The sequence below is a fragment of the Microcoleus sp. A006_D1 genome, assembly GCF_036702805.1.
Taxonomy (GTDB): domain Bacteria; phylum Cyanobacteriota; class Cyanobacteriia; order Cyanobacteriales; family Microcoleaceae; genus Microcoleus.
On sequence record NZ_JAUBVZ010000002.1, the window covers coordinates 97,783 to 110,703 of the forward strand.

The 12,921-nt window shown below is 44.3% G+C and carries 12 protein-coding genes; 10 read left to right on the forward strand and 2 right to left on the reverse strand.

Features of this window, described 5'->3' with window-relative positions; translation table 11 throughout:
* Window positions 1–42 precede the first annotated feature (42 nt).
* Both QUB68_RS03335 and QUB68_RS03340 read left to right on the forward strand, forming a co-directional pair.
* Entirely contained in the window at window positions 43–1,032 is a 990-nt protein-coding gene (locus QUB68_RS03335; protein WP_332989391.1) for a metal ABC transporter solute-binding protein, Zn/Mn family, read from the forward strand.
* A 95-nt stretch (window positions 1,033–1,127) separates the two neighbouring features.
* Window positions 1,128–1,490 carry a hypothetical protein gene (locus tag QUB68_RS03340; RefSeq protein WP_332989392.1) on the forward strand — a complete coding sequence of 121 codons (363 nt, stop codon included), beginning with the start codon at window positions 1,128–1,130 and terminating at the stop codon, window positions 1,488–1,490.
* A 647-nt stretch (window positions 1,491–2,137) separates the two neighbouring features.
* On the opposite strand, the gene QUB68_RS03345 is transcribed toward QUB68_RS03340, so the two are convergent.
* Window positions 2,138–2,845, reverse strand: a complete 708-nt coding sequence (locus tag QUB68_RS03345; protein ID WP_332989394.1) for a class I SAM-dependent methyltransferase — start codon at window positions 2,843–2,845, stop codon at window positions 2,138–2,140.
* Window positions 2,846–2,980: 135 nt separating this feature from the next.
* Between QUB68_RS03345 and thrS the strand changes: the two genes are divergently transcribed.
* From thrS to QUB68_RS03385, 8 genes are all read left to right on the forward strand, one after another.
* Window positions 2,981–4,852, forward strand: coding sequence for a threonine--tRNA ligase (gene thrS, locus QUB68_RS03350; RefSeq protein WP_332989396.1), 1,872 nt, complete (start codon window positions 2,981–2,983; stop codon window positions 4,850–4,852).
* Window positions 4,853–4,919: 67 nt separating this feature from the next.
* Window positions 4,920–5,498 (forward strand): SgcJ/EcaC family oxidoreductase, encoded by a 579-nt coding sequence (locus tag QUB68_RS03355; protein ID WP_332989398.1) that lies wholly within the window; start codon window positions 4,920–4,922, stop codon window positions 5,496–5,498.
* Window positions 5,499–5,676: 178 nt separating this feature from the next.
* Window positions 5,677–6,732, forward strand: coding sequence for a WD40 repeat domain-containing protein (locus QUB68_RS03360; RefSeq protein WP_332989400.1), 1,056 nt, complete (start codon window positions 5,677–5,679; stop codon window positions 6,730–6,732).
* Between the two features lie 392 nt (window positions 6,733–7,124).
* Entirely contained in the window at window positions 7,125–8,183 is a 1,059-nt protein-coding gene (locus QUB68_RS03365; protein WP_332989402.1) for a CobW family GTP-binding protein, read from the forward strand.
* Window positions 8,184–8,428: 245 nt separating this feature from the next.
* A complete protein-coding gene (gene folE, locus QUB68_RS03370; RefSeq protein WP_332989404.1) occupies window positions 8,429–9,079 on the forward strand; it encodes a GTP cyclohydrolase I FolE in 651 nt (216 codons plus the stop codon).
* A gap of 267 nt (window positions 9,080–9,346) precedes the next feature.
* Window positions 9,347–9,700, forward strand: a complete 354-nt coding sequence (gene hisI, locus QUB68_RS03375; RefSeq protein ID WP_332989406.1) for a phosphoribosyl-AMP cyclohydrolase — start codon at window positions 9,347–9,349, stop codon at window positions 9,698–9,700.
* Between the two features lie 68 nt (window positions 9,701–9,768).
* Window positions 9,769–10,215, forward strand: a complete 447-nt coding sequence (locus QUB68_RS03380) for a SufE family protein (protein ID WP_332989408.1) — start codon at window positions 9,769–9,771, stop codon at window positions 10,213–10,215.
* A 167-nt stretch (window positions 10,216–10,382) separates the two neighbouring features.
* Window positions 10,383–11,321, forward strand: coding sequence for a DUF6282 family protein (locus tag QUB68_RS03385; protein WP_332989409.1), 939 nt, complete (start codon window positions 10,383–10,385; stop codon window positions 11,319–11,321).
* Window positions 11,322–11,483: 162 nt separating this feature from the next.
* Here the strand turns inward: QUB68_RS03385 and QUB68_RS03390 are convergent.
* Window positions 11,484–12,921 (reverse strand): right-handed parallel beta-helix repeat-containing protein (locus QUB68_RS03390; protein ID WP_332989410.1); only part of this gene is annotated, 1,438 nt, incomplete at its 5' end.

The window sequence follows — 12,921 nt, forward strand, 5'->3', positions numbered from 1 at the left end:
GAGAACGATTATCATTATATCCAATCTCGGAGAATTCTGACAATGTTAGAAAAAATCAACTTCAAGACCGTTGCCATATTTAGTATGACAGTAGTGACGGCAATATCGAGCAACATATTGCCAACGGCTTCGCAGAATAGCAAAAATCCGGCGCTTAAAACACCCGTAAATATTGCCCAAAGTCGCCCGCAAGTAGTAGCAACTTCCACAGTTGTATGCGGCTTAGCTAAAGAAATAGCTGGCAATACTATAGACCTCAAATGTATCGTCGATGCGGGTTCAGACCCCCACGTTTACCAGCCGAAACCGGACGATCGCAAAGCCATCGACCAAGCAAAATTAATTCTTTATAGCGGTCACAATTTTGAACCCAGTTTGATTCGATTAATCAAAGCGACTTCCAACAAAGCACCGAAAATTGCTGTAGCCGAACTCGCAGTTCCCAAACCAGAAATATTTGAAGAAGACGGGAAAAAAGAGCCAGATCCGCACGTTTGGCACAATGCTAAAAACGGTGCAGCAATGGCAAAGGTAATTGGCGCTCAACTCGGAAAAGTATTGCCCAGTCAAGCGGCGGCGTACAATGCAAATACCCAAAAAGTTACTGGTCAAGTAGCAAGAATGGACACTTGGATTAAATCGCAAATTGCCACAATTCCGGCGCGGCAACGCAAACTTGTAACCACTCACGATGCTTTTGGTTACTATTCCAATGCTTACGGACTTCCTGTAGTAGGTGCACTGGGAGGAATTAGTACCGAAGAAGCGCCGACAGCAGCACGAGTTGCAGCATTAGTAAAAGATATTAGAGCTTCTGGTGTGCCGACAATTTTTGCAGAAACGACGATTAATCCGAAACTAATTGAAGCTGTTGCTAAGGAAGCAAGAGTAAAAGTTTCACCGCGAGAATTGTTTGCGGACGGTTTGGGAGAACCGGGAAGCGAAGGCGATACTTATCAAAAAATGATGGTTGCCAATACGCGGACAATTGTTGAAGGTTTGGGTGGCAAATATTCGGCTTTTAAGCCTTAATAATGGCAAACTGTACTGATGTCGGGCTGAAAACCTTGTTGAATTGCAACATATAACCGGTTACTGTATACGTTGAAGTTCTCTCCTGACGACAAATGAATCGATTGCTCCTCACTTTACTTGTAAGTCCGACGCTGTTTGGATCTCTGATGTCTTTAAGGGTGCTGGCAAGTCCCGCTCAAATTGGCGAAACACCGGGCAAATCGGCTGATTCGCCTCGCTGCGTGCGATCGCCCCACACTCAGCGTCTGAGTTGCGTGCGCCTTCCCGGAAAAGCTGCTGCTGCTAATTCTAAGCCGAGAATCGGTTGGCAGCGCCCCGGTGACCAACAGGTGGCGATGCTGGATTTTACGGAAGAAGAAAGCGATGCAGCGGCTGCGCTGTTTGGCTGCGACTGTCAGTTGTGTATTAATTCGTTGCGTCAGTTGCGGGGTTTGCCGCCCTTGGACTTGACTTGAGGGCGGCGCGATCGCATTGAGACTCAGGCTCAAAAATCGGGTTTCCGATCCCCGTGCGCTACAGTTCAAAATAGTTAGTTTGTAGCGCTGTCCAAACACAAATATCAGTGGTTCATCCCAACTTCGTAAGACTCAAGCGAAACATATTTTTAAAAGGTGGAATTGAGAAAATCAAACTGTTGAATAAACCCATCCGCTGAGAATTATTATTAATATAGCGGTTCTCAAGCGTGGTGAGGTATGCCCATAGCCCTATGCCCATAGCCCTATGCCCATAGCCCTACCCCGGAAGCGTACCTGATCTTTCTGAGAAAGGCTATAGTTTGCCTACATACTTGTCGAATAATCCGCATCTTTTGCCTAAATCCAGATTTCTTAAATATAGCGGTTCTCATAAAGATGAGGTATATCAAATTCTACTACGATAATCAGGGAGAATGCACACACGAATACCATCTTTACCGGAGAGAAACCTCAGAAAGCTTGTAATACATATCGCTTAGCTATTACCAATTACCTATTACCAATTACCTATTACCAATTGCCAGACATACCTCATCTTTTTGAGAAAAGCTATATTTCTTAATTTCTAGCGCTCTCTTCGCCTTGAAGAAAGAGTGTTGTCTTGGAACCTGGAACCCACAAAATTAATCTGCAAACGTTCGCCTAGCATACCAAGCATGAATAAGAAGAGTTTGGAAGAACAATACCGGAGCGTCAAAGCCACTCGATGCAATGATTAGTTCAACCTCTTGAGGCGGTAATATGGCGACATCACGGCCATAAGAATCGCGAAACTTTTCAACTTCCTCCTCGGGCATTTCAGTAGACCGCAGCATCCGCAGCCAAACCTCCAGCAGGCTTTGGTAGGCGTCCGCGGACATATCGGCAGCCAAAACCGAACTCACCAAATATCCATTCGGGCGCAGTCGGGACGCAATTTGACGGAAAAAGTCGCGCCGTTCTTCCGGCTGGAGGAAGAAGTGAGAAACCAGCAGGCAAGTTGCCGCATCGAACGGGGCCGCGGAGGGCAGGGAATCAAGATAATCCTGGTGAAAAGTGCAGCGCGACGCGATGCCACACTCTTGGGCACGTTGACGACAGATAGCCAGCATCGGGGCCGCTGGTTCAACCGCCGTGAACTGCCAGTGGGGAAACGTTTGAGCCAGGTCAATCAATTCGGAGCCAGTTCCGACACCAACGCACAGAACGTGAGCGTCAACAGGGAGTTCAGAAAGCAGGGTTCGGATCAGTAAATGAAGGGCATCGCGCAACGGAGCCAATTTAGCAAATCTTTTGTCGTAGGAAGAAGCGCGTTCTTCGTCGAAAACAATGGCGGATTCTTGATTTTGCATGAGATAGTGAATAAGTTTGCTGCTAGGAATCTTGAAATCTCCCTTAAAAAGGGGGTTGAGATATCTAAACTACGCAAGTCCGATAAGTATTTCCCTGCCATGTTAACATGATAATGATTATTATTATTACAAGCTATGGTTACATCTCCAGTCCAGTCGCAACCAGCTAAAAGTCATATCCAGACAGACTCCCAAGGCTTGCAGCGCACTCGTCACACTTGCGCCCACATCTTGGCAATGGCAGTCCAAACTCTCTTTCGGGAGACAAAAGTGACGATCGGGCCAACCACAGACAACGGGTTTTACTACGATTTTGACAGAAAACAAGCATTTACTCCCGAAGATTTGAGCAAAATTGAGGCAGAAATGCGGCGAATTATTCAAGCTAATTTGCCAGTAATTCGCGAAGTTGTAGAACGCGAACAAATTCGCGCTGAAATTGCACAATCAGGGGAACCATACAAACTAGAAATCCTCGACAGCATCCCAGAATGCGAAACAATTACTCGCTACTTTATTGGCAGTCCCGATGCTGGCAAATTGTCTGATGCCATCGTCAATTTAGAACCTTCCTTAATTGAACCGATTGCACTTCCTCCAAACAAATATTGGTGGGATTTGTGTGCAGGCCCGCACCTTAATTTTACAAGCGAAATCAATCCTGATGCCTTTGCTTTAGAAAGCGTTGCCGGTGCTTATTGGCGCGGCGATGAAACTAAGCAGCAGTTGCAGCGCATCTACGGTACTGCTTGGGAAACTGCGGAACAACTGCAAGCTTATTTGCAGCAAAAAGCAGAAGCAAAACTGCGAGATCACCGCAAATTAGGTCAAGAATTAAAGCTATTTAGCATTCAAGAAGATGCTGGCGGCGGTTTAGTTTTTTGGCATCCTCACGGAGCAGCAATTCGCTATGTTATTGAGGATTACTGGCGGAAAGCTCACCTAGATGCAGATTATCAACTCCTTTACACTCCCCACGTCGCTAATCTCGATTTGTGGAAAACATCGGGACACTTTGACTTCTATAAAGAGAGTATGTTTGACTCGATGGAAGTTGAAGAACAGGCTTATCAAATTAAGCCGATGAATTGCCCTTTTCATGTGTTAACTTATAAGCATGAACTGCATTCTTACCGAGAATTGCCGCTCAGATGGGCAGAATTGGGTACAGTTTACCGCTATGAGCGATCGGGTGCTTTGCATGGTTTGATGCGAGTTCGCGGATTTACTCAAGATGATGCTCACATCTTCTGTTTGCCAGACCAAATTACTGCTGAAATTCTGGGAGTTCTGAATCTGACAGAGCGAATTTTATCGGATTTTGGCTTTAAGAATTATGAGGTAAATTTGTCCACTCGTCCCGCTAAGTCTGTAGGAACTGATGAGGTGTGGGATTTGGCGACAGCGGCTTTAATCGAAGCTTTGGATGCGAAAGGCTGGGATTATGTTACAGATGAGGGTGGCGGCGCTTTCTACGGGCCGAAGATTGATATTAAGATTCAAGATGCGATCGGTAGATTGTGGCAATGTTCGACAATTCAGGTAGACTTTAATTTGCCGGAACGATTCGATATGCAATATGTCGCGGCTGATGGCAGCAGACAGCGACCGATTATGATTCACCGCGCTATTTTTGGTTCGCTGGAGCGGTTTTTTGGGATTTTAATTGAGAATTATGCAGGGGATTTTCCCCTATGGTTAGCACCGATACAAGTGCGGCTTTTGCCTGTTACCGAAGACCAAAGAGAATACGCTGAATCTGTGATGAATACTCTCAGGAAAGCGGGATTTAGGGTTGAGATTGACCGCAGTCGCGATCGTTTGGGCAAGCAAATTCGCAATGCTGAGATAGAGAAGATTCCGGTAGTTGCTGTGCTGGGCAAAAAGGAAGTAGCAGAGCAAACTTTGAGTGTACGGATTAGGAAACAGGGAGATATCGGTGCGCTAACTATGGCAGATTTGCAAAATCGGCTACAGCTAGCTATTGAGGGAAAGGTGACGATTTAGGGTAAACTGATGTGGGATAATTTTTTTACTCTTGAAAATGAATCTCTCAAGCAACTAGGTAAAAACCATGAAAACTCAAGTCTTTTCTCTGCTAGTTACCCTCCTTTTAGTGTCTGGCTGTGCTCACACGGCTAATACGGCGACAACTTCACCCGAACCAGAGGCTAACAAATCACAAAATGTTGTTGCTGTCAAGACCCAAGTTGTTGCCGTTAATCCTGAAGATAGTAAAAAAGAAGTTGCCGCGACGACACAACAATGGATAGATACGGTGACATCGGGGAAACCCAATGTTGTTGATGAAGTTGTGGCATTATACGCTCCCAATGCTCTTCTCTGGGCGACAGTATCTGAACAAAAGCGAGATACTTCGCAGGAGCTTCGGGATTATTTTGAAGTGTTTGCTAAACAGCCTGAGTTGAAGGCGGAAGGCTATAAACCCGTGATTCGAGTCTACGATAATGTAGCAATTAATAGCGGTTACTACACTTTTACTTTCAAAGGTGAAGGGGATAAGAAAAAAGTCGTTCCAGCCCGATATACTTTTGTTTATCTTAAGGGCAATGACGGCAAATGGATGATTGTTGAACATCACTCTTCTTCGATTCCTAAAGCTCCTGAAAAGTTGAAACCAGCGGTTGATTAGTCAGGATTTTGTGTGAGCCCTTTAATTGAGATAAAATTGTTCTTGATTCAAGGGCAAAGTAACGGTGCGATCGCAATTCACTCAAGATGCAGGTCAATGTTTTTTAAGATGCCATTGGCGTATTTAATACCATCTAGCTTGATTAACATTTCTCAAACAAAATTATCCTAATTCTACCATGAACGCAGCCGCCAGTATAAAGTCTTTTGATGTGCATTGGCAAGACAATTTGTCAGATTATGTCACGGCAATTTGCTGGTCAAAAGATGGGAATCTGTTAGCCGCTTGTTCGGCTGCTGGAGAAGTTTTACTCTGGCAAGATATGGAGGCGCAGTCGTTCCTTTTGCGATCGCACGGAAAGACTTCTGCTGACTGTATTGGCTTTTCCTGCGATGAGCAATTTTTGGCGGCTGGCGGACAGGATGGAGTTTTGAGGGTTTGGAGTATCAAATCGCTTAAGTTAGTTGCCGAGTTGGAAAATCCGCGCCGGTGGATTGACCAACTGGCGTGGCATCCTACTTGTAATCAAGTTGCTTTTAGTTTGGGTAAAAAGGTTCAAATTTGGGATGCTGAATCCAGAGAGGCGATCGCCCAATTGGACTTTGAAAATTCTTCGATTTTCGGGATCGCTTGGCATCCCGAAGGCAAGCATTTAGCAGCTAGCGGTTCTAAAGGGGTGAAGGTTTGGAATGCCAGACGTTGGGAGGAAGTACCGAGGAGATTAGAAATACCTTCGGCGAGTGCTGCGATCGCCTGGTCTCCTGATGGTACACGAATTGCTGTTGCTAATCTTGATGATAACATTGCTATTGCTAAATTGAGCGACCTCAAACCTGTTTTTATGGGCGGTTTCCCTGGTAAAATCCGGCGATTGGCTTGGTCTGATATTCATACTGAATTGGGAGTGCCACTATTAGCAGTTGCTAGCGCTGAGGTAGTGGGAATTTTAGAAAAACAAGTTGATGAATCGGCCCGATGGGATGGCTGGGTGTTAGAGTTTCATTTGGGAATTGTGCAAGATATTGCTTTTCAATCGGGTACATTTAATTTAGCTTCTGCTGCTGATGATGGTCAAGTTTTGTTGTGGTATGAAGCGCAACAAGTCTCTCAATTTCTGACAGGTGCTAGCAGTGGTTTTTGTTGTTTGGCTTGGCATCCCCAAGGCGATCGACTTGCTGCGGGAGGACAAGCAGGCGAGGTATTTATTTGGAAAAGGGATGATAGCTATTTATAAGCTAGCTGAGGAATATATGTCAGCTATTTTAGATTCAAATTCAACTGTAGGCCAGGATGCCTATCCCACAAGAGGTTGAAGCTACAGGAACTAAATCCGCCACAACTTAGGACTTGCGCGTGAACAACATATCCGGTACAATGAGAATCATTATCACGACAGGCGATCGCCCATACGTTGTAAATCGCACGGGCGTCGATCGCACGGTGGTTTAGTCTGTAAGTGCGATCGGGCTAGGGCGTGTTTTCAAACTCCTCCTTGAGATTCAGATCCCCCTAAATCCCCCTTAAAAAGGGGGACTTTCCGCCTCTTGCTCCCCCCTTTTTAAGGGGGGCGGGGGGGGATCTAAATCTAGTTCAAACAGGGCCTCTACGATTAATAGATGAGGAACAATGACTAATCTCACTGTACAAACCCCAGATTTAATTTCCGACATCCCCAAAAGAGGAATGCCCGTAACTATAATTACAGGCTTTCTCGGCAGCGGGAAAACCACTTTACTCAATCAAATTCTCAAAAATCGTCAAGACTTAAAAGTTGCAGTTTTAGTTAACGAATTTGGCGATATCAATATCGATTCGCAGCTTCTAATTTCTACCGAAGACGATATGGTAGAATTAAGCAACGGCTGTATTTGCTGCACAATCAATGATGGTTTAGTTGATGCCGTTTACCGAGTATTGGAACGAGAAGATCGCATCGACTGCATGGTGATTGAAACCACCGGAGTTGCAGACCCGCTGCCGATTATCCTGACATTTCTCGGCACGGAATTGCGAGATTTTACCAGACTAGATTCTGTACTTACAGTAGTCGATAGCGAAACATTCACACCAGACCATTTTGATAGTGAAGCAGCTTTTAAACAAGTAGCCTTTGCAGATATTGTGCTGCTGAACAAAACTGATTTAGCTCCTCAAGAAAAGGTAAATGAATTAGAAGCTTACATTAGGACAGTCAAGGAAGGAGCGAGAATTCTCCACTCTCAACACGGTGCAGTTCCTTTACCGTTAATTTTGGGTGTAGAGTTAACCTCAGCAAAGAATTTTAATCTTGAAACTGAGGAAAAACACGAACACGAACATCACGAACATCACGAACATCACGAACATCACGAACATCACGGACACGAACATCATCACCACGGACATGAGTCTCACCACTTAGATAATGATGGATTTGTGTCGATATCATTTCAGAGCGATAGACCTTTTGATGTCCACAAATTTCAAGAATTCCTCACCGAAAAAATGCCCTTCGATGTTTTTCGGGCTAAAGGTATTCTTTGGTTTCAGGACAGCCCGATGAGACACATTTTTCAACTCAGCGGCCCCAGATACGAACTAGATGCAGATGAATGGGTTGTGGCACCTAACAATCAACTCGTAGTCATCGGCCGCAACTTAGATACCGATGGAATTCGAGAACAACTTAACAGTTGCTTGGCTTAAGATTTAATCAGTCTATAACTTTGCTATGTGTAGTTGCGCTCTTTGTATTGCCGCAGGTTTTGCTAACAACAAAAACTGTGTAAATACGAAGGGCTAGTTTTATTTTTCAATCTGTAAAAAGCTATAAATCAAATTATAAAATATTTCATTTATGAACATGGCAATTCTTATAAACATTGGTATAATTGAGTAGTTACTAAAAGTCCATTCCACTTTTAAACAATTTCACAAACTGCACTGCAAGCATGACTTTATCTAGTCGTCCAAAACTGACCGATCGCAATGGTGTAGAGCCGTCTATCTCTACCCAATCTCAACCCCCTGTTTCAGATGAAGAAATGAGACAAGCAGTGCGTACATTGCTGCTAGGATTGGGAGAAGATCCAGACCGTGAAGGGTTGCGAGATACGCCCAAACGAGTTGTCAAAGCCTTGCAGTTTCTCACTGGAGGTTATCGTCAATCTCTTGACGAACTGCTCAACGGAGCAGTGTTCACAGAAAATGCCAACGAAATGGTATTAGTTCGAGACATTGATATTTTCAGTTCCTGCGAACACCACATCCTGCCAATAATTGGCAAAGCACACGTTGCTTACATTCCCAACGGCAAAGTAATTGGACTGTCAAAAATTGCTAGAATTTGTGAAATGTACGGTCGCAGATTGCAAGTGCAAGAACGATTAACTGCACAAATTGCTGATGCACTTCAAGGATTGCTAAAACCTCAAGGTGTAGCAGTTGTGATCGAAGCTACTCATATGTGCATGGTAATGCGGGGAGTGCAAAAACCAGGTTCTTGGACGGCGACTTCGGCGATGCGGGGAGTGTTTGCTGAAGATGCCAGAACTCGTCAAGAATTCATGAGTTTAATCGCGCATAAATCAAGTTTTCACTAGACTTATCTGCGAATAGAATTCGCTGATACACAAAGTTTCGCCCCCTTGGGCATAATAAAGGAAAGAGAGTCAATTTGATGCCCATCTTTTTTGCTCTCTTTTCTTTTCCTTTCCCTCTCAGCGCCCTCTGCGGTTCATTGACAAATCTCCTTTAAGATCAAAGAAACCGGGTTTTTTACTTAATCTGCTGGCTATAACGAAGAATTATCGTAAAAAAACCCGGTTTATAACCTCGCCTTGAGGAAATACAATTAGTGTTAAATAGATATGGATCAAAAATATTTGTGGATTGAAGCTTTAAAATTTAACGATCGCGGTTTGATTCCGGCGATCGCCCAAGACGATCGAGATGGTACAATTTTAATGATGGCTTGGATGAACAAAGAGTCAATTAAGCAGACTCTAGCCACAGGTGAAGCTCACTATTGGAGTCGTTCTCGATCGCAATTTTGGCACAAAGGCGCAACATCCGGGCACATCCAAAAAGTCAAAGAAATATTTTACGATTGCGATGCCGATACTATTCTGCTGAAAATAGAACAAATTGGCGAAATAGCTTGTCACACAGGTGCGAGGAGTTGCTTTTTCAATTCAGTTGCGCTACCGCTGCGTGCAAATTGACAAAAAAGTAGGTCGCGAGTCCCCGAATTCGTCTATAATATTAGCGAAGTAAACCGCTACTCGAAATCATGTCCGCAAATACAGTGCTACCCGCAGCCCTAGCTAAAATCGTCCAGCGCTTTCAGCGACACTCCGACCCGAAACAGCGCTACGAACAACTGCTGTGGTATGCTAAGCGACTCCCAGCATTTCCCGAAAGCGATAAACTGCCAGAAAACAAAGTTTCTGGTTGCGTATCCCAAGTTTATATTACTGCAAATTTAGCCGACGGAAAAGTTTCGTTTGAAGGTGATTCAGACGCTCAATTAGTCAAAGGATTAGTTGGCTTACTCGTCGAAGGTTTGAGCGGATTAACACCAGCCGAAATAGTCAACGTGACTCCAGATTTCATTCAAGATACGGGATTGAATGTGAGCTTGACACCTTCCCGCGCTAACGGTTTTTACAACATCTTTCAAATGATGAGAAACAAGGCTCTGGCTTGCGAATTGAGCGCGCAAGCAGAAGCAAATTAAAACAATAAATAGCCATGACTCAAACTACTGATTTAACACAGAAGCTTTAGCAAATGCGGTTAAATCTTTTCTATAAGTTATTTCAATCCAACTCTTCAGTCCGCGCAGGCGGACTTCGTTTGTGTTCCCGTAAACTCCCCGAATTCCATTCGGCGGTTTACATCATCGTGGTATTTTGGCTCATTTTCTCTGTCTTTTCTTTGCCCGTTTATGCTGTCGGACAGTCGCCGATGGTAAGCTCAGAAGGGAGTATCATTGAAAGTGCGATCGACTTTCACATCCATTCGTCTCCCGATGTGATTCCCCGCAGGTTGGATGATTTTGAGGTAGCTGAGTCAGCCGCGCGATCGCACATGAAAGCAGTTGTCCTAAAAAATCACTATGGCAGCACAGCAGCGCGCGCAGTTCTAGTTAACAAAATTGTACCGCAAATCGAAGTTTTCGGGGGAATTGTTCTCAATCGCGCGATCGGCGGCCTGAATCCCGACGCTGTAGAAGCAATGCACCGCATCGGCGGCAAATACGGTAAAGTAGTGTGGCTGCCAACAGTTGATTCCGAGCATCATTTAAAGGTTTTTCACAAGTCGGGAATCGGGATTAAAGTAGCGGAAAATGGCAAGATTCTACCGGAAACTGAAGCGGTACTCAAGATTATAGCTAGAGATAACTTAGTGTTGGAAACCGGGCACATTTCCTCAGCAGAAGTTATGGCAGTTGTCCAGCAAGCCCACCTTCTCAACATTAAAAACATCCTGATTACCCACGCAATGGCCGACGTACCCGGTTTGTCCCTAGAAAACATGAAAACAGCCGCCGCAATGGGAGCTTTTCTAGAACTAGCATTTGTCAACGACTTGATGGGAGAAAATGCCGCTGACAAGGGACACAGAAACTGGCATCATGTTTCAATTAGTCAGATGGTATCAGCGATTAAACTAATCGGAGCCGAGCATTTTGTTCTCAGCACAGATTTGGGAAGAAAACCCGATCCTTTGCCAGCGGAAGGTTACAAATTATTTGTGACAAAATTGATAAACCAAGGCATTTCTCAGCGCGAAATTGATTTAATGAGCAAAGAAAACCCCGCTCGTTTGTTAGGAATTTAAGCCTACATAATTTACGCACTGCTCCTCAAGAAACCGGGTTTTTTAGCAAATCTCGTGGCCATAACGAAGTATTGTTGCAAAAACCCGGTTTCTGACTATCCGTGCGTATTACATCCGTGACATCCGTTAAATCCGTTACAAAATCCGCTGCCGAACTTTCTTCTATTCTTGATTGCCTTTGCCGCGCATATATCCGTTATCTGCAATCCGCCAAGCACCCCCAGTATTGCCAGTTAAATCGGAATCATCCACCGTAGCAATCGCATCTCTGTAAACTGCGATCGCCTCACCTTGATTACCATTAATCCGACAGCCACGCACGATCAATTTTCCTCCCAATCCGACACCGATTCCCAGACTACCATTATCATAAATATTGCAATCTTCCACCGTTGCTTTCCCACGATCCGAGATAAAGATTCCGTTCCATATTGCATCATGAATTTGACAGCGACGGAGTACAGAATCAGCGTCGGGGCCGCAAATTCCCACGACAGAATAGTCCGCAGAAGTCATATCGCTATCTTCTACGATTAACTCGCCTTTGCGAATATCTATGGCGTAATATTTACCCGTTGTTCTCATTGTCAAACCTCGCACTAAAGCGCTATTTGTTGTCATTTGAATGCAGTTTGAGTCGGTGCTTTCAACAGTGACGCTACCCGATTCTATGCTGCCGATGATTTCCACAGATTTGTCGAGAATTAGACTTTCTTGATATAGGCCGGGACGCACGTAAATTCTCATGCCTGAAACAGCATTTTTCAGTGCTTCGCTAATAGTAGTATAATCGCCTTGACCTTGCTGAGAAACCACAAATTCTTGACTTTTCAAAACGGCTGGTTCTGAGGTTGATGCTGCATTTTCCTCTACCAATTCAGCTTTGGGAGATGCTCCGTCGGTTGCGGAAATTTCCGATGTTCGCTGCAACCGTTCTTGATATACTGTTTCTAACTGATGTTCTAACTCGGATACTTGAGATTGCAGTTGGGTTTGATTCTGGTTTGCTGTCTCGATTTGACTTTGCATTTCCGAAAGTTGAGCGTAAAGGTATGAGCGTTCTCTGTTAGCAGTTTCTAGCTGAGATTCCACTTCGGAGCGACTTTGACGCGCACTTTCTAACTGTTGTTGTAACTCGGATACTTGAGATTGTAGTTGAGTTTGATTTTGATTTGCTGTCTCGATTTGATTTTGGAATTCTGACTGTTGAGAATTGAGCTGAGATTCTAATTGCGATCGACTTTGATTTACGCTTTCTAACTGATTTTCTAAGTCGGATGCTTGAGATTGCAGTTGAGTTTTATTCTCATTTGCTATCTCGATTTGAGTTTGGAATTCCGAAAGTTGAGAATAAAGCTGTGAGCGTTCTGTCTGATGAGTTTCTAGCTGAGATTCTAATTGTGAGCGAGTTTGATTTAGACTTTCTAACTGCTGTTCTAATTCGGATACGTGAGATTGAAGTTGAGTTTGATTTTGATGGGCTATCTCGATTTGAGTTTGGAATTCTGACTGTTGAGAGTTGAGCTGCGATTCTAATTGCGATCGAGTTTGAGACGCATTTTCTAACTGATTTTCTAAGTCGGATATTTGAGATTGCAGT